The organism is Halomonas denitrificans, assembly GCA_019800895.1.
Lineage (GTDB): Bacteria > Pseudomonadota > Gammaproteobacteria > Xanthomonadales > Wenzhouxiangellaceae.
Map to the genome: position 1 here is coordinate 557,476 of JAHVKF010000001.1, position 17,450 is coordinate 574,925.

Consider the following 17,450-nt stretch of genomic DNA (forward strand, 5'->3'; position numbering starts at 1 on the left):
CCATGGCCAGACCGCTACGCTACGCGCTCCCCCTCGTCATCATCGCGGCCGCGATCGTGCTGTTCGTGCTGATGCTCGCCGGCAACGAGCGCCCCGAACGGCGAACCGCCGAACCGGCCTCGATGCTGGTCGAAGTCATTCGTCCGACGGTCAACGACGACCGCTTCGTCGTCACCGGCCAGGGCACGGTCCAGCCGCGCAACCGGACCACGGTGGTCTCGGAAGTGACCGGACGCATCGTGTCCCTGGCCGAGGAATTCAACGCCGGCGGGTTCTTCGAGGCCGGCACGGTGCTGGCGCGGATCGATCCGAGCGACTACGAGGCCGCCCTGCTGGCCGCGGAAGCCGACCTGGCCGCCGCGCGCGCGACCCTGGCCGACGAGCAGGCGCGCTCCGACGCCGCCCGCGCCGATTTCGAGCGCCTCTACGGCAGCGACCGCGAGCCCAGCGACCTGACCCTGCGCCTGCCCCAGCTGGCCCGGGCCGAAGCCGCGGTCCAGGCCCAGGAGGCGGCGGTGATGCGCGCCCGGCGCAACCTGGAGCGGACCCGCATCCGCATGCCCTACGACGGCATGGTGGTGCGCCGGGACGCGGATCTCGGTCAGTTCGTCCAGGCCGGCAGCACGCTCGGCGTCACCTTCGCCACCGACGTCGCTGAAGTGCGTCTGCCGATGTCCGATCGCGACCTGTCGTTCCTCGACCTGCCTCCGGCCACCCAACGGGATTCGCTGCGCCGCCCGGTCACGCTCACGGCAACGGTTTCCGGCCGCGCGGGCAGCTGGCCGGCGACGCTGGTGCGCACCGAAGGCGTGGTCGACGAGAACACCCGCCTGACCTATCTGGTCGCCGAAATCGAAGACCCCTACGCGCTCGACGACGAGGGCCCGGAGCGGGCGCTGCCCGTCGGCACCTACGTCGAAGCGGCCGTTCCCGGGCGCGAGGCCAGCGGGCTGATCGTGCTGCCTGCCGAGGCGGTGCACGACGGCAACCAGGTCTACGTCGCCAACGCCGAGGACCAGCTCGAGGTCCTGACCGTCGACATCGTCCGCAAGACCTCGGACCGCGTGTACATCGACAACGCCATCGCCGCCGACGACCGGATCGTGACCACGGCGATCCCAGCGCCGGTGCCGGGCCTTCGGCTGCGGATCCGCGAGGACGAGGCCGCCGACCCCGAACTGAGGTTGCTGCCCGCCGAGGAATTCGCCACCGCCGCTGACGAACCGGCGGCCTCCGGCGCGGAGGACCCGATCGAATGAACCGGGGCTGGTACGGCAACATCATCGCGTGGTTCGCCCATAACGCGGTGGCCGCGAACCTGCTGATGGCCGCGCTGGTGGCGGGCGGCATCTGGTCGGCGATCACCATCACCAAGGAAGTCCAGCCACGGATCGTGCTGGATTCGATCAGCGTCAGCGTGCCGTACCGGGGCGGTACGCCGAAGGACGTCGAACAGGGCGTGCTGATCAAGATCGAGGAAGCCGTCGAGGACGTCGAGGGCATCGAGGAGATCGTCTCCACCGCCCGCGAAGGGTCCGGGTCGGTGCGGATCGACGTGTTGCCCGAGTACGACGTGATCGAGGTGCTCGACCAGGTCAAGAGCCGCGTCGACGCGATCTCGACCTTTCCCGCCGAAACCGAGCGGCCGACCTACCGGCGCAACCAGTTCACCCAGGAAGTCGTCTACGTCAGCGTGTTCGGCGAGGTGCCGGAACGGACGCTCAAGGAAGTCGCCCGCCAGCTGAGAACCGAGCTCGTCGCCCTGCCCGACGTGGCCCAGGCCGACCTGCTCGGCGACCGCCCCTACGAGATCGGCATCGAGGTCCGCGAGGAAACGCTGCGGGCCTACGGCCTGACCCTGGCCGAAGTCGCAAGCGCCGTTCGCGCCTCGTCGCTGGACCTGCCGGGCGGCCGGATCGAGGCCGCCGGCGGCGACATCCTGGTCCGCACGGTCGGCCAGGCCTACGTCGGCCGCGACTTCCGCGACATCGTCGTGCGCTCCAACCCGGACGGCTCCCGCGTCCTGCTCGACGACATCGCCGAGATCGAAGACGGCTTCGTCGAACGGGACTTCTACGCCCGCCACAACGACCAGCCGGCGATCGCCATCCGCGTCGTCAGCACCGGCGGCCAGGATGCGCTGGCCGCGTCCGAAGCGGCCCGGAGCTTCATCGAGGCCAAGCAGGAGACCCTGCCCGACGGGGTGAACGTCGCGTGGTGGGCCGATTCGGCCTACTACCTGCAGGACCGGCTCGGAATGATGACCAAGAACCTCCTGGCCGGCGCGTTCCTGGTGTTCCTGATCCTGACCCTGTTCCTGCGGCTGAAGCTCGCGTTCTGGGTCATGGTCGGGCTCCTGGTCGCTTTCGCCGGCACGATGTGGGCCCTGCCCCTGGCCGGTGTGACCATCAACCTGATCAGCCTGTTCGGCTTCCTGGTGGTTCTCGGCATCGTGGTCGACGACGCGATCGTCATCGGCGAGTCCGCCTTCACCGAAATCCGCGAGAAGGGCCACTCGATCGACCACGTGGTCGACGGGACCATGAAAGTGGCTGTCCCGGCGACCTTCGGGGTGCTGACGACGATCGCGGCGTTCGCGCCGATCCTGATGGTCGACGGGGTCTCCGGCCAGTTCTTCGCCCCGATCGGCTGGGTGGTGGTGATCGCCCTGGCCATGTCGCTGATCGAGTCGAAGCTGATTCTCCCGGCCCACCTGGCCCACATGAAGGTCAGGACCTACGGCGCGGACACCGGCAACCCGTTGATCCGGATGCAGCGGCGGTTCTCCGACGGCCTCTACCGCTTCGCGGATCGGGTCTACCTGCCCGCGCTGCGTCGGATGCTGCGCGCGCGCTACATCGCCCTGTCCGGCTTCATTGCCGCCCTGATCGTGTCGATCGGTTTCGTCGCCGGCCCCTTCGTCAAGTGGGACTTCTTCCCCGACGTGGCCGGAGACTTCATGCGGGCCCAGCTGGAAATGAACGAAGGCACCCCGTCGAGCGTGACCTTCCGGGCGATGGATCACCTCTCGGAATCGCTGGAGCGCGTCGACGAGCGGATGCAGGAGGAGTTCGGTCTCGACGAATCGGTCGTGCGCACCCGCTACATGTGGTCGGGTTCGGAAACGTCGGGCAACCTGATCGTGGAGCTGCGTCGCACCGACGACGAACGCCTGAACGTGACCGAGATCGAGCGTCGCTGGCGCGAGGAAGTCGGTCAGATCGTCGGCGCCCGGACCCTGCAGATCGGCGGCCCGGGCGGGCCCGGCGGTGACGGGCCGGACATTTCCTTCCAGCTGGTCGGCAGCGATCTCCAGCAGCTCGAATCGGCGGCCGCCGAGCTCGAGCAGGCCATCCTGGAGTACGAAGGCACCTACGACGTCCGCAACAGTTTCGAGGTCGGGCTGCGCGAGCTGCAGATCGAGATCAAGCCGGAGGCGGAAGTGCTGGGCCTGAGCCAGCAGACGCTGGGCCGCCAGGTCCGCCAGGCCTTCTTCGGCGAAGAGGTCCAGCGGATCCAGCGCGGCGAGGACGATGTTCGCGTGATGGTGCGCTACCCGCTCGAGCAGCGGACCTCGGAAGGCTATCTCGAGGAGATGAGAATCCGCACTCCCAGCGGCGACGAGGTTCCCTTCGGCGCCGTGGCCGAGGTCGTCGAGGGCACCAGCCCGTCCTCGATCCGGCGCTACAACGGCGAGCGCGCGGTCAGCGTGACCGGCCGGGTCGACAGCGAGCTGGCCGAAGCCGGCCGGATCATCGGCGAACTGCGCCAGGAGGTCCTGCCCTCGATCCTCGCCGGGCACGCCGGTGTCGACGTCCGCCTCTCGGGCCAGACGCGGGCGCTCCAGGACATCCAGCGCCAGCTGTTCACGGGCACGCTGCTCACCCTGTTCCTGATCTACGCGCTGATCGCGATTCCGCTGCGCTCCTACCTGCAGCCGCTGCTGATCATGTCGGTGATTCCCTTCGGATTCATCGGCGCCGTATTCGGCCACTGGGTACTCGGCATGCAGATGAGCATGATCAGCATCTTCGGCATCGTCGCCCTGGCCGGCGTGGTCGTCAACGACAGCCTGATCCTGGTCGACTTCGTGAACACGCACCGCAGCCGGGGCGAGTCGCGGGTCGACGCCGCGCTGAAGGCGGCTCGCGCCCGCTTCCGTCCGATTCTCCTGACCTCGGCGACGACCTTCCTCGGCCTGGCCCCGATCGTGTTCTTCGAACGCAGCCTCCAGGCCCAGGGCGTGGTGCCCATGGCCGTTTCCCTGGCCTTCGGCATCGTGTTCGCGACGCTGATCACGCTCGCGCTGATTCCGATCCTGTACCTGATCGGCGACGACCTGACCGGCCTGGCAGGACGACTGCTCGGCCGGCGCCAGGGAGGCGAAAGCCCGGCCGGCCATCCGACGAATGCCTGACGGGGTCTGAGGTGTCCGGCTCGAGCGACGAGAATCGGGTCCGGCTGGACGCAGTCACCGGCCCCTATGCCGACCGGATCGAAACCCGCGAGATGCGCCAGCTGGCCGCGGCGATCCTCGACCGCAGCACAGCCTGGGTGTTCGCCCACGGCGACCATCGCCTGACGGCCGCCGAAGCCGACCGGCTGGCCGGCCTGCTGGCCCGACGAACCGACGGAGAACCGCTCCACTACCTGCTCGGCGAGCGCGAGTTCTTCGGCCGCCCCTTCCGGGTCGGGCCGGACGTGCTGATTCCGCGCCCGGAAACCGAGCACCTGGTCGAAGCCGTGCTGGCGCTCGACCTTCCTGCCGGCGCGCGGGTCGCCGACGTTGGCACCGGCTCGGGCTGCATCGGCCTGACCCTTGCGTCCGAACGACCCGACTGGTCGATCGTCCTGACCGATCTCTCCGACGCCGCGCTCGAGGTCGCCGAAGCCAACCGGGCGAGACTCGGCAACGACAACGTGCGCCGGGTCCGGTCCGACCTGCTCTCTGCCGTCGAAGGCCCCTTCGACGCCGTGGTCAGCAACCCGCCCTATATCGCCGCCGATGACCCGCACCTGGATCGCGGCGACCTGCGCTTCGAACCGCGCGTCGCCCTGACCGACGGCGCCGACGGCCTGTCGCTGATCCGATCCCTGGTCGCGCAGGCGTTCGAGCGTCTCGCGCCGAGCGGATGGCTCTGGCTGGAGCACGGCCACGACCAGGCGAAGGCCGTGCGCGGCCTGTTTGCCGCTGCCGGCTTCGAGTCGCTGGAGACTCGGACCGACCTGGCGGGCATCGAGCGCATCAGCGGGGGGCGACGACCGGCCGGTTGAGGCCGGCGATTCGCGTCAGCGGGCTCGTTTTTCGCATCTCGAACGGGTTGGCCGCGCGGGGTGCGTGTCCGAACTGGATTCTGTTCCAAAAGCAGTTTCGCCACGCGGGCTGCGCCCGCTTTCTAGCGAGGTACTTTTGACAGTCGCCTCAAACGTACGCAAAAGCGCTCTCAGAAGCGGTGCGAGGAGAGCGGGGCTGCCCGTCAGGCTGCGGCGCGGCGCAGAAAATCGCTTACCGCGCTGAGACACGAGAAACTGTCGAGCACCAGGCTTCGGCTACCGGATAAAGGATCGGAGATCTTCAGCCTCGGTGGGCACGGCCTTTGAGATCTCTGCAGGGCCGAAGCAGAGTCCGCTCCGTGTCCACCCTGGGTAATCCTGGAGGTTGCGACCCACAGCCTCTCGTCTCCCGGAGCCGCCCATCGAGTATCGTCGCCACGGCATCAGCCGGGAAACTCGCCCCTCGATACGACCCGTTCTTGAAGAGCGCTTCTGCCTGCTTTTGTCGCGCCTGACAAAATAAGGTCGCCCGCAAGCGCGAAGCGCGGGGCGAAAGGCCTTTCGGGGTTGGTTCTGTTTCCAGGAACCCTGGATCACCAGGGTCAGGAGAGATTCGTCACGCAAGCGATAAGCACCGCTACGCGCTAGCGAAGAAAACCTTACCCGAAGGCACTCACACACAGGCTGATCAGCCCGCTGGAGAAGATGCCCAGCGCCAGCATCGCCACGCCGTTGATCGACAGGACCGTCTTGAAATCGAACGGGGCATCGACGGGCGTGGTGTTCTCCGGGTCGTCGAAGTACATGAGCTTGACGACGCGCAGGTAGTAGAACGCACCGATGACGGCCGTCACCACGGCCAGGATCGACAGGCCCGTGAAGCCGGCCTGGATCGCAGCGGCAATGACCTGCCACTTGGCAAAGAAACCGACGAAGACGGGGATGCCGGCCAGCGAGAACATCAGCATCAGCATCATCAGCGCGAACCACGGGCTGCGCTTCGCCAGGCCCTTGAAGTCGTCGAGGTTTTCGGCTTCCACGCCCTGGTGCGACAACAGGATCATCATCGCGAAGGCCCCGGCAGACATCAGCGTGTAGACGATCGTGTAGAAGGTCGCCGCAGCGTAGCCGGCCGCGCTGCCGGCCAGCAGGCCGAGCAGGATGAAGCCGACGTGGGAGATCGTCGAGTACGCCAGCATCCGCTTGAAATTGGACTGGGCAATCGCGACCACGTTGCCGAGGATCATGGACAGCGCGGCGAGCACCGCCAGCATCATCTGCCAGTCCGCGTGCAGCGGGCCCATGCCGTCGGAAAGCAGCCGGATGGCCAGGGCGAGATAACCCAGCTTGGGCAGCGAGGCGATCAGCAGCGTGACCGCGGCGGGCGCACCCTGGTAGACGTCGGGCAACCACATGTGGAACGGCACGGCGCCAAGCTTGAACGCGATGCCGACGACCAGGAACACCAGCCCGAAGGCCAGCAGCGCATCCCCGGAGGCCGCCTGGCCCAGCGCGGCCGAGACCTCGGTGAGCGCGAGCGTCCCCGTCGCGCCGTAGATCAGGCTCATGCCGAACAGAAGGATGCCCGAGGCCAGGGACCCGAGAATGAAGTACTTCATCGCCGCCTCGGCGCCGCTGGCCGAATCGCGGTTCAGCGCGACGAGTGCATAGCTCGACAGCGCCAGCAGCTCGAGGCCCAGGTAGACGGTCAGCAGGCTGCCGGCAGAGATCATGATCATCACGCCCAGCAGTGCAAACAGGCTCAGCGAATAGAACTCGCCCTTGAACAGTCCGGCCATGCGCAGGAAGTGCTTGGCGTAGACGAATACGCCCATCAGCACCAGGTAGGCGAACAGCTTCACGATGTCGCCGAAGCGGTCGCGAACGAAGGTGTCGCTGAACGCCAGCAGGGATTCGCCCGCCGGCGTCATCATCCGAAGGGTGATGATCACGGCGAAGGCCAGCACCATCAGCGCCAGTGTATGGGTCAGGCCGCGCCGGGACTCGGTCACGAACAGGTCCGCGACCAGCACGACGCAGGCCATGGCGGCAATGAAGATTTCCGGCAGCGCGAGCTGCAGTTCCGAAACGCTCATCAATCGACCTTCGTTGTCGTGATGTGGTCAACCAGGTTGGCCACGGAGGGTTCCATCATTTCGATCAGCGGATAAGGCCAGACCCCGAGACCCAGGGTGAACACGGCCAGCACGGTCAGAACGATCCATTCGCGACCGTCCAGGTCACGCAGTTCTGCGACCTGCTTGTTGGCCACCTCGCCGTAGAACACGCGCTTGACCAGGTACAGCGAATAGCCCGCACCAAGGATCAGCGTCATCGCGGCGAAGAACGCGAACCAGGCGTTGGCCTTGAACGCGGCCAGGATCACCATGAACTCGCCGACGAATCCACTGGTCCCCGGGAGGCCCGAGTTGGCCATGAAGAACAGCACCGCGAACATCGCGAACCACGGCATGGTATTGGCCACGCCGCCGTAATCGGCGATCCGCCGGCTGTGCATACGATCGTAGAGCACGCCGACGGCAAGGAACATCGCACCGGAGATGAACCCGTGGGAAATCATCTGGACCATGGCGCCGGAGATACCGAGACCGGCGCCCGTGAGTTCACCGGTGTTGCGCGCAATCGCGAAGGCCAGGAACAGGCCCAGGGTCACGAAGCCCATGTGCGAGATCGAGCTGTAGGCGATCAGCTTCTTCATGTCCTGCTGGGCCAGGGCCACGAAGCCGATGTACACGATCGCGACCAGCGACAGCCCGATGACCAGCCAGTCGAGGGCGGCCGAGCCATCCGGCGCGATCGGCAGCGAGAAGCGGATCAGGCCGTAGCCGCCGATCTTCAGCATCACGGCCGCCAGGACCACGGACCCGCCGGTCGGCGCCTCGACGTGGGCGTCGGGCAGCCAGGTGTGCACCGGCCACATCGGAATCTTGACCGCGAAGGCGATCAGGAAGGCAAGGAAGAGCCAGATCTGGGCCTCCAGACCGATCGGAAGCTGGTGGAGGTCGGCAATCGCGAAACTGCCGGACTGCAGGTACAGCCAGATCAGCGCGATCAGCATGAACACCGAGCCGAAGAAGGTGAACAGGAAGAACTTGATCGTCGCCACGATCCGGTTCGGTCCGCCCCAGATGCCGATGATCAGGAACATCGGCACCAGCATGGCTTCGAAGAACACGTAGAACAGCATCGCGTCGAGCGCCGCGAACATGCCGCTCATCAGTCCCGAGAGGATCAGGAACGCGCCGAGGTACTGGTTGACCCGGGAGCGCACCGACCCGGCCGCGATCACGACCAGCACGGTCGTCAGTGCGGTCAGGGCGATCAGCGGCAGCGAGAAGCCGTCGACGCCGAGGTGATAGTGGATGTCGAAGGCCTTGATCCAGGTCGTCTTCTCCTCGAACTGGTAGGCGGCCGTACCCAGCTCGAAGCCGCCGAGCAGGACCAGCGACAAGGCAAGTGCGGCAAGGCTGGCGACCAGGGCCAGGCCGCGGCCCAGCGAGGCGCGCGCCTCGGGCACGAACAGCAGGACCGACCCGACCAGGATCGGAAGCCAGACGACGAGGCTCAGCAGCGGCCAGTTCATGACACCCATCAGCGAATCAACCTTGATTTGTTCATTTCAGCAGCACGAACGCGAAGACCAGGGCCACCAGGCCGATGATCATCGCGAAGGCGTAGTGATAGAGGAAGCCGGTCTGGACGTTGCGCACCCGAGCGGCCACCGCGCCGACCAGGCGCGCCGAGCCGTGGACCAACCAGCCGTCGATGATCATCCGGTCGCCGCGCTTCGACAGGAAGCGGGCCAGCCCCATGCCGCCGCCGACGATCACGTTCTGGTAGAACTCGTCGAAGCCGTACTTGCGGTCCAGCACGAGCCACAGTCCGTGGAAGCGATTCTTGAGCGTCGATGCGATCGAGGGCTGGAACAGGTAGATCCAGGTGGCCAGTCCGACCCCGAGCATCGCCAGCCAGAACACCGGCGTGACGAAACCGTGCATCGCGAATGCGGCTGCGCCGTGGAACTTGTCGCCCAGCTTGGCCACCGGATCCGATGCGGGATCGATGTAGATCGCGTCGGCCAGGGCACCGCCGAACAGCAACGGTTCGACGGTGAAGTAGCCGATCAGCAGCGACGGAATGGCCAGGAGGACCAGTGGAACGGTCACCACCCAGGGAGATTCGTGTGCATGGGACAGCGTTTCCTCGTCCGCCCGCGCCTTGCCGTGGAAGGTCAGGTACAGCATGCGGAACGTGTACAGCGCGGTCACCACCACGCCGGCGTAGACCGCGAATACGGCATAGGATCCGCCGGTCCGCTCGACCAGCTTGGTCGACTCGATGATCAGGTCCTTGGAGAAGAAGCCGGAAAAGAACGGGAAGCCGATCAGCGCCAGGGAGCCGATCCAGGCGGTGGCCGCGGTGATCGGCATCTTCCGACCCAGGCCGCCCATTTCGCGCATGTCCTGCTTGTGGTGCATCGCGATGATCACGGAGCCGGCGGCCAGGAACAGCAGCGCCTTGAAGAACGCGTGGGTCATCAGGTGGAAGATCGCCACCGAATAGGCCGAGGCGCCGAGCGCGACCGTCATGTAGCCGAGCTGCGACAGCGTCGAATAGGCCACGACGCGCTTGATGTCGTTCTGGACGATGCCGATCAGGCCCGTGAACAGGGCCGTGGTCGCGCCGATGATCAGAATGAAGCTCAGTGCGGTCGACGACAGTTCGTAGAGCGGCGAAAGACGCGCGACCATGAAGATGCCCGCGGTGACCATGGTCGCGGCATGGATCAACGCCGAGATCGGGGTCGGGCCTTCCATCGAATCGGGCAGCCAGACATGCAGCGGCACCTGGGCCGATTTGCCCATCGCACCGATGAACAGGCAGATGCAGATGAAGGTCATCACCGACCACTCGACACTGCCGAACGGCGAGAAGGTCTCGCCCGCGACCGAAGGTGCCGCGGCGAAGACTTCGGCGTAATCCAGCGATCCCATGTACATCAGCACGGCTGCGACGCCGAGCAGGAGGCCGAAATCGCCGCCCCGGTTGACCAGGAAGGCCTTCAGGTTGGCCCGTACCGCCGATTCCTTCTTGAAGTAGAAGCCGATCAGCAGGTAGGAGACCACGCCGACCGCCTCCCAGCCGAAGAACAGCTGGAGGAAGTTGTTCGCCATGACCAGCATCAGCATCGCGAACGTGAACAGGTTGATGTAGGCGAAGAAGCGCTGGTACCCCGGATCGTCCTTCATGTAGCCGATGGTGTAGACGTGGACCATCAGCGACACGAAGGTCACCACCACCATCATCAGCGCGGTCAGCGAGTCGATCAGGAAGCCGACTTCGAGATCGATTCCGTCGACAACCGCCCACTGGTAGACCGTGTAGTTCAGCACCTGCCAGTCGGTGGTGAAGACCTGCCAGGCCACCCACGCCGACAGCGCGAACGAGCCGGCTACGGCCAGGATGGTCACGGTGTGGGCGCCGGTGCGCCCGATCGGGTGCCGCAACAGTCCCGCGATGGCACTGCCGGCGAGCGGCAGCAGCGGGATCAGCAGCAATACGGTCTTGATATCCACTCGTCAATTCGTCCGTTCGGTTCTCGTGACAGCCGGGCGCGTCAGCCCCGGAGTTCCTCGATGTCTTCGACGTTGATCGTCTGCCGGTTCCGGAACAGGACGACCAGGATGGCCAGACCGATGGCGGCCTCGGCGGCGGCGACGGTCAGGATGAAGAACACGAAGACCTGCCCGTCCATGTTGTCCAGGAATCGGGAGAAGGCGATGAAGTTCATGTTGACCGCCAGCAGCATCAACTCGATCGACATCAGCAGGATGATGATGTTCTTCCGGTTCAGGAAGATGCCGGCCACGCCGATCGAGAACAGGATCGCGCCGAGGGTCAGGAAGTGCGCCAGGGTGAGCATGTCAGTTCTCCCCTCCTTCGGATTCGACCTGGACCAGTCGGACCCGCTCCTCGCGCCGGATCCGGACCTGCTGCGACGGATCCTGGTACTTGGTCTGTGGACGGCGGCGGTGGGTCAGCATGATCGCCGCCACGATCGCGACCAGCAGCACGAAGCCGGCGATCTCGAACGGGTAGAGGTACTCGGTGAACAGCCATTCGCCCAGCGCGCGGGTGTTGCTGCCCTCGCCCTCGGCGCGCGGCATCATCACGTTCGTGTCGAGACCGCGCGACCAGATCAGGATGAACAGCTGGGCAGCCATCGCCAGCGCGACCAGGATGCCCACGGGCAGATAGCGGGCGAAGCCGGCCTTGAGTACGGCAAGGTTGATGTCGAGCATCATCACCACGAACAGGAACAACACCATCACGGCGCCGACGTAGACCAGCACCAGCGTGATGGCCAGGAACTCCGCTTCAAGCAGCAGCCAGATGCAGGCGGCGGAAAAGAAGCAGAGCACCAGGAACAGCACCGAATAGACCGGGTTGCGCGAGGTGATCACGCTCAGCGCGGCCAGGGTCAGCACGCCACCGAACAGGTAGAAGATGATTTCGATGATTGGCATGGTTTCAGTTCCGGTTCAGTCCGTTCGGCCGGTTCCGCTCGCGAAAGCCGGCCGTTCGATCGTCGAACTCGTTTCCCTCTCGTTTCGGTTCATTGAAGCGCCGGGCGGGCCCTGATCCCGCGTCGTCCGGCGTCAGCGGTAGGCCGCGTCCCGGGCCTTGGCCGCGGCGATCTGCGGCTCGAGCCGGTCACCCAGCGCCAACAGCTGCTGCTTGTCGACGATGTTCTCGCCGCGGTTCTCGAAGTGGTACTCGGTGAAGTCGGTCTCGACGATCGAGTCCACCGGGCAGCTTTCCTCGCAGAAACCGCAATAGATGCACTTGAACAGGTCGATGTCGTAGCGCGTGGTCCGGCGGCTTCCGTCTTCGCGCTGGGTCGAATCGATGGTGATCGCAAGCGCCGGGCAGACGGCTTCGCAGAGCTTGCAGGCGATGCAGCGCTCCTCGCCGTTCGGGTAGCGGCGCAGCGCGTGCAGGCCGCGATAGCGCGGCGATTTCGGCGTCTTCTCCTCCGGGTAGCTGAGCGTGAACTTCGGCCGCGTGAAGTAGCGGAAGGTCAGGTTCAGTCCCTTGAAGAGCTCCAGCAGCATCAGCGACTGGAAATACTGTCGAACGGCGTGCATCGTCAACCTCCGTAGAACCCGGAGACCCGGAACAGACCGGCCACCAGGATCCATACGATCGTGATCGGGATGAAGACCTTCCAGCCCAGGCGCATGATCTGGTCATAGCGATAGCGCGGGAAGGTCGCCCTGAACCACAGGAACAGGAACATGAAGCCGAAGGTCTTGATCAGGAACCAGTGCGGACCGGGTTCACCGACCACCGGCACCCCGGCCAGGGGGCTCAGCCAGCCGCCGAAGAACAGCAACGCGGTCAGCGCGGAGATCAGGATCATGTTGGCGTATTCGGCCAGGAAGAACAGAGCGAAGGCGCTGCCCGAGTATTCGACGTGGAAGCCGGCAACGATCTCCGACTCGCCCTCGGCGACGTCGAAGGGCGCGCGGTTCGTCTCGGCCACGCCCGAGATGAAGTAGACGACGAACAGCGGGAACAGCGGCAGCCAGAACCAGCTCAGTATGCCGCCTCCCTGCGCGTCGACGATGGCCGTCAGGTTCAGGCTGCCGGACAGGATGATCACACCGACCAGGGCGAAGCCCATCGCGATCTCGTAGGACACGATCTGGGCCGCGGAGCGCAGGCAGCCGAGGAAGGCATACTTGGAGTTCGACGCCCAACCGCCGACGATCACGCCGTAGACACCCATCGACGTCATGGCCAGAATGTAGAGAAGGCCGGCGTCGATGTCGGCCAGCACCAGCCGGTCGGAGAACGGCACCACGGCCCAGGCCGCGAAGGCCGGGACCAGCGTCAGCATCGGTGCAAGGATGAACAGGAACCGGTTCGCGTTGGCCGGGAGGATGATTTCCTTGAGCAGCAGCTTGAACACGTCGGCGAAGGGCTGGAACAGGCCCTTCGGCCCGACCCGGTTCGGCCCCACGCGCGACTGCATGTAACCGATCACCTTGCGCTCGGCGTAGGTGTAGTACGCCACGGCCAGGATCAGCGGCACCATGATCATCAGGATCTTGGCGACCGTCCAGGCCAGCACCGTCAGCTGTTCGATCATCGGTCGTCCTCCGCGTCGGCGGCTTCCAGTTCCAGCGGAGCCCAGGCCGCGCCGAGCCGGCTGGACAGGCAGCTGGTCGCCGGCAACCACGCCGCACCCGGCGGCACGCCGTCGTCGTAGCGCAGCGGGGCGATCGCACGCTCGGTTCCCTGGACGATCCGGACCCGTTCGGCCTGGCCGAGTTCCAGCGAGTCGCGCGCCGACGGATGCAGCACGACATAGGCATTGTCGGCGTGGTCCGTGTCCTGGAGCGGCTTCGAGCGGCGCTGCAGCGCGTCGCCGCCGAACATCGGCACGACGCCGACCCGCCAGAGTGCGTCCTCGCCGTCGTCGGCGGACGCGAAGGCGTCGTCGTCCAGCTCGGGCGCGCCAACGGCGGACTCGTCGTACACCGGGGCGACCTGCCCGATGTGGGTGAAATCGAAGCCGTCGAGTTCGAGTTGCTCGCCCAGCTTGCGCAGGATCTTCCAACCCGGCCGCGCGGCACCGGGCGCCCGGCCCACCGCGTCGACGATCTGGCGCAGGCCGTCGAGGTTGACGAAGCTGCCGTCGGTTTCCGGCGCTGCGGCCAGCGGCAGCAGCACGTGGGCGCTGTCGAGCAGGTCCGTGCCGGCGAACGCGGCGAAGGCGACGACCAGGTCGGCCCGGGCCAGCGCGGCGCGGGCTGCGGCGGGATCGGGCAGGTCGAACTCAGGCTCGAGGTCGTGGAGGATGTAGGCCTTCAGAGGCGCCCCGATCTGCGCGGCCGCGGACAGGCCGTTGGCGCCCGGCACCGCTCCGGCGCGCCAGGCGCCCTCGGAATTCGCCCTTCCGGGCAGGAACATCCGCGCCGTCTCCAGCACCCGGCAGAGGTCGTCGGCCAGGGCCCGGAGGATCGCGGCCTGCGGGTGGGCCAGGGCGACGTCGCCGAGGAGCACGAAGCCATGATCGGCATCCCGCAGGGCATCGGCCACCGCGCGGGCGGCTTCGTCCGGCACGTGGTCGGCGATGAACCGACCGAGGGCACTGTCCGGCACGGAGGCGTCGGCGGCCTGGTAGGCCGCGTGCAGCACACGCGCGAGCCCCGCGACCATCTGCTGCGGCGGCACGATCACGCGAGCGGCGAGGTCGTAGGGGAGATCCCAGGCGATCGGGTTCAGGTCCATCACCTTCGCGCCGTTCGAGCGCCATGCGCTGCGGACCCGATGATTCAGGATCGGCTGGTCGTGGCGCAGGTGGCTGCCGACGAGGAACACGGCGTCGGCCCGCGACAGGTCCTCGGACGGCCGATCGAGTCGCGCGCGGCCGAGGTTCGGGTCGCGGTCGTCGGTCACGCGCAGGCGGTGATCGAGGTTCGGCGTGCCGAGGCCGTCGGCCAGGCTGCGCAGGAGGCGAAACTCCTCGCTGGTCGCCCGCGGCGAGGCCAGGATGCCGACCTGGTCTGCGCCGTGCTCGTCGATCGTTGCCGACAGACGCTTGCCGACGAAATCGAGGGCGGTCTCCCAGTCGACGTCCTGCCACTGGCCGTCGCGCTTGATCCTGGGCTGAGTCACGCGATCGTCGGCGGCGAGGCCGAAGTGCGAATAGCGATCGCGGTCGGCGAGCCAGCACTCGTTGACCGCTTCGTCGTCGCGCGGCACCGCGCGCATGATCTCGCCGCGACGGACGTGATAGTGCAGCTTCGACCCGACACAGTCGTGCGTACCGATGTACGGCCGGGCCGACATTTCCCAGGCGCGGGCGGAATAGCGGAACGGCTTGTTGGTCAGTGCACCGACCGGACACAGGTCGATGATGTTGCCCGACAGCTCCGAGTCGATATTGCGCTCGATGAAGGTCGAGATCTCGGTCTTCTCACCGCGGCCGACGCCGCCGAGTTCAGCGGTGCCGGCGATTTCCTCGAGGAAACGCACACAGCGCGTGCAGTGGATGCAGCGGGTCATGTCCGTGGCCACCAGCGGACCGAGGTTCTTGTCCTTGACCACGCGCTTGCGTTCGGTGAAGCGCGAGATCGACCGGCCGTAGCCCATCGCCAGGTCCTGCAGCTCGCACTCGCCGCCCTGGTCGCAGATCGGGCAGTCCAGCGGGTGGTTGATCAGCAGGAACTCCATCACACCGCGCTGCGCGTCGACGGCGCGGCGGGAACGGGTGAACACCTTCATGCCGTCGGCCACCGGGGTGGCGCAGGCCGGCAGCGGCTTCGGCGCCTTCTCCACGTCGACCAGGCACATCCGGCAGTTGGCCGCGATCGACAGCTTGCGGTGATAGCAGAAGCGCGGAATCTCGATGCCCGCACGATCGGTCACCTCGATGATCATCTGGCCCTTGCGCGCTTCCAGCTCGCGGCCGTCGACCTCGATCGTCACCGTATCCACCGGCTTGTTTTCGACTGTTGCCATAGTCAGACTCGTGAAAACTCTGTTTGATTACCGCGGATGAACGCGGATGAACGCGGATGCAGAGCACAGACTCCTTCGCCGCGCCGGCCCGGGACGCGTCGACGGAACGGACTCATTGCCAGGTCTGCAGTTGCTTGTTCCACGGTTTCAATCTGCGTCCATCTGCGTTCATCTGCGGTCAGGCCTTTCTGAAGTTCAGGCCGCGGCGCCGAACTTGTCGGCGACGATCGAGCGCTTGTGCTCGACGAAGTACTCGAACTCGTGCCGGAAGTGACGCAGGAAGCCCTGGACCGGCCATGCCGCGGCTTCGCCGAAGGCACAGATCGTGTGGCCCTCGATCTGACCGGCCGCCGAGGCCAGCAGGTCGATGTCCTCGGGGCGCCCCTGCCCGTCGCTGATCCGCTTCAGCACCCGGTACATCCAGCCCGTCCCTTCCCGGCAGGGCGTGCACTGACCGCAGGACTCGGCGTAGTAGAAGCGCGCGATGCGGGTGCAGGCGCTGACCATGCAGGTCGTCTCGTCCATCACGATGACCGCGCCGGAGCCCAGGCCGGACCCGGCCTTCTGCAGCGCGTCGTAATCCATGGTGATGTCCATCATCACGTCGGCCGGCAGCACCGGCATCGACGAGCCGCCCGGGATCACGCCCTTCAGCGCATTGCCGTCTCGCATGCCGCCGCACATCTCGAGCAACTTCGCGAACGGCGTGCCGAGGGGAATCTCGTGGTTGCCCGGCTGCGCCACGTGGCCCGACACGGAGAAGATCTTCGGGCCGCCGTTGTTCGGCTTGCCGATGTTCAGGAACCAGTCGGCGCCGTTGCGCAGGATCGCCGGGACCGAGGCCAGGGTCTCCGTGTTGTTGATCGTGGTCGGCTTGCCGTAGATACCGAAATTGGCCGGGAACGGCGGCTTGAAGCGGGGCTGGCCCTTCTTGCCTTCCAGCGACTCCATCAGCGCGGTTTCTTCGCCGCAGATGTACGCGCCGGCACCGAGCACCGCGTAGATGTCCACGTCGATCCCCGAATCCTTGATGTTCGTGCCCAGCAGGCCGGCCTCGTAGGCCTCCTTCAGGGCCGCTTCGAAACGCTCGAAGGGCTCGTGGTGGAACTCGCCGCGAAGATAGTTGTAGCCGACCGTCGCGCCCATGGCATAGCAGCCGATCGCCATGCCCTCGATCACCGCGTGCGGGTTGTAGCGCAGGATGTCGCGATCATGGCAGGTGCCGGGCTCGGACTCGTCCGAGTTGCACAGCAGGTATTTCTGACCCGGCGCCGAGCGCGGCATGAACGACCATTTCAGGCCGGTCGGGAAGCCTGCGCCGCCACGCCCCCGCAGCGAGGACTTCTTGACCTCCTCGATGATGTCTTCCTGCGCGGTCTTCTCGGCCAGGACCTTCTCCCACGCCTCGTAGCCACCGTGCTTGCGGTAGGCCTCCAGCGACCAGCACTCGGGCTCGTCGAGATGGGTGAAACAGACGTTGTGGTCAGCCATTAGCAAAAGCCTCTTGTCCACAGATGGACACGGATGAACACGGATGGTATTCCGGCCCGGTGCCAAGCGAGTTCGCAGAACCGCGGTTCATCCGCCGTGTCGGCAGGCCCCGATGGAGCGCCGGTTCTTCC

12 protein-coding genes are annotated in these 17,450 nt (G+C 66.3%); 3 read left to right on the plus strand and 9 right to left on the minus strand.

The genetic code is table 11. The features are described 5' to 3' along the window. Positions 1-2 precede the first annotated feature (2 nt). Genes KUV67_02500 through prmC form a run of 3 tightly spaced genes read left to right on the plus strand, consistent with a single transcriptional unit; the run spans position 3 to position 5,274 of the window. Positions 3-1,259: an efflux RND transporter periplasmic adaptor subunit gene (locus KUV67_02500; GenBank protein ID MBY6203740.1), complete on the plus strand. Its 1,257-nt coding sequence runs from the start codon at positions 3-5 to the stop codon at positions 1,257-1,259. After that, positions 1,256-4,417 carry an efflux RND transporter permease subunit gene (locus KUV67_02505; GenBank protein ID MBY6203741.1) on the plus strand — a complete coding sequence of 1,054 codons (3,162 nt, stop codon included), beginning with the start codon at positions 1,256-1,258 and terminating at the stop codon, positions 4,415-4,417. Before KUV67_02500 ends, KUV67_02505 begins: the two co-directional genes overlap by 4 nt. Positions 4,418-4,428: 11 nt before the next feature. Further along, positions 4,429-5,274, plus strand: coding sequence for a peptide chain release factor N(5)-glutamine methyltransferase (gene prmC / locus KUV67_02510; protein ID MBY6203742.1), 846 nt, complete (start codon positions 4,429-4,431; stop codon positions 5,272-5,274). A gap of 659 nt (positions 5,275-5,933) precedes the next feature. Here prmC and nuoN read toward each other — a convergent pair. The 9 genes from nuoN to nuoF all read right to left on the minus strand — a co-directional run bounded on the left by nuoN (position 5,934) and on the right by nuoF (position 17,319). Further along, positions 5,934-7,370: an NADH-quinone oxidoreductase subunit NuoN gene (nuoN, locus tag KUV67_02515; GenBank protein ID MBY6203743.1), complete on the minus strand. Its 1,437-nt coding sequence runs from the start codon at positions 7,368-7,370 to the stop codon at positions 5,934-5,936. Beyond that, the gene (locus KUV67_02520) at positions 7,370-8,878 is read right to left on the minus strand and encodes an NADH-quinone oxidoreductase subunit M (protein ID MBY6203744.1); all 1,509 of its coding nucleotides are present in this window, start codon (positions 8,876-8,878) and stop codon (positions 7,370-7,372) included. Before KUV67_02520 ends, nuoN begins: the two co-directional genes overlap by 1 nt. 31 nt (positions 8,879-8,909) lie before the next feature. After that, on the minus strand, positions 8,910-10,871 hold the full coding sequence (gene nuoL, locus KUV67_02525; GenBank protein MBY6203745.1) for an NADH-quinone oxidoreductase subunit L: 1,962 nt from the start codon (positions 10,869-10,871) through the stop codon (positions 8,910-8,912). A gap of 41 nt (positions 10,872-10,912) precedes the next feature. Continuing rightward, a complete protein-coding gene (gene nuoK / locus KUV67_02530; protein MBY6203746.1) occupies positions 10,913-11,218 on the minus strand; it encodes an NADH-quinone oxidoreductase subunit NuoK in 306 nt (101 codons plus the stop codon). Between the two features lies 1 nt (position 11,219). After that, positions 11,220-11,822 carry an NADH-quinone oxidoreductase subunit J gene (locus KUV67_02535; GenBank protein ID MBY6203747.1) on the minus strand — a complete coding sequence of 201 codons (603 nt, stop codon included), beginning with the start codon at positions 11,820-11,822 and terminating at the stop codon, positions 11,220-11,222. Positions 11,823-11,954: 132 nt separating this feature from the next. Continuing rightward, entirely contained in the window at positions 11,955-12,443 is a 489-nt protein-coding gene (gene nuoI, locus KUV67_02540) for an NADH-quinone oxidoreductase subunit NuoI (GenBank protein MBY6203748.1), read from the minus strand. A 2-nt stretch (positions 12,444-12,445) separates the two neighbouring features. Continuing rightward, positions 12,446-13,450: an NADH-quinone oxidoreductase subunit NuoH gene (gene nuoH / locus KUV67_02545; GenBank protein MBY6203749.1), complete on the minus strand. Its 1,005-nt coding sequence runs from the start codon at positions 13,448-13,450 to the stop codon at positions 12,446-12,448. Then, complete coding sequence (gene nuoG / locus KUV67_02550) at positions 13,447-15,828, minus strand: NADH-quinone oxidoreductase subunit NuoG (protein ID MBY6203750.1); 2,382 nt, start codon at positions 15,826-15,828, stop codon at positions 13,447-13,449. The genes nuoH and nuoG overlap by 4 nt, the downstream gene beginning before the upstream one ends. 195 nt (positions 15,829-16,023) lie before the next feature. Further along, entirely contained in the window at positions 16,024-17,319 is a 1,296-nt protein-coding gene (nuoF, locus tag KUV67_02555; GenBank protein MBY6203751.1) for an NADH-quinone oxidoreductase subunit NuoF, read from the minus strand. Positions 17,320-17,450: the final 131 nt, after the last annotated feature.

What these genes read in the sequence shown, in the direction of transcription:
- KUV67_02500 (MBY6203740.1), top strand. Translation starts at nt 3, where the DNA reads ATGGCCAGACCGCTACGCTACGCGCTCCCCCTCGTCATCATCGCGGCC.
- KUV67_02505 (MBY6203741.1), top strand. Translation starts at nt 1,256, where the DNA reads ATGAACCGGGGCTGGTACGGCAACATCATCGCGTGGTTCGCCCATAAC.
- nuoN (MBY6203743.1), bottom strand. Translation starts at nt 7,370, where the DNA reads ATGAGCGTTTCGGAACTGCAGCTCGCGCTGCCGGAAATCTTCATTGCC.
- KUV67_02520 (MBY6203744.1), bottom strand. Translation starts at nt 8,878, where the DNA reads ATGAACTGGCCGCTGCTGAGCCTCGTCGTCTGGCTTCCGATCCTGGTC.
- nuoK (MBY6203746.1), bottom strand. Translation starts at nt 11,218, where the DNA reads ATGCTCACCCTGGCGCACTTCCTGACCCTCGGCGCGATCCTGTTCTCG.
- KUV67_02535 (MBY6203747.1), bottom strand. Translation starts at nt 11,822, where the DNA reads ATGCCAATCATCGAAATCATCTTCTACCTGTTCGGTGGCGTGCTGACC.
- nuoI (MBY6203748.1), bottom strand. Translation starts at nt 12,443, where the DNA reads ATGCACGCCGTTCGACAGTATTTCCAGTCGCTGATGCTGCTGGAGCTC.
- nuoH (MBY6203749.1), bottom strand. Translation starts at nt 13,450, where the DNA reads ATGATCGAACAGCTGACGGTGCTGGCCTGGACGGTCGCCAAGATCCTG.
- nuoG (MBY6203750.1), bottom strand. Translation starts at nt 15,828, where the DNA reads ATGGCAACAGTCGAAAACAAGCCGGTGGATACGGTGACGATCGAGGTC.
- nuoF (MBY6203751.1), bottom strand. Translation starts at nt 17,319, where the DNA reads ATGGCTGACCACAACGTCTGTTTCACCCATCTCGACGAGCCCGAGTGC.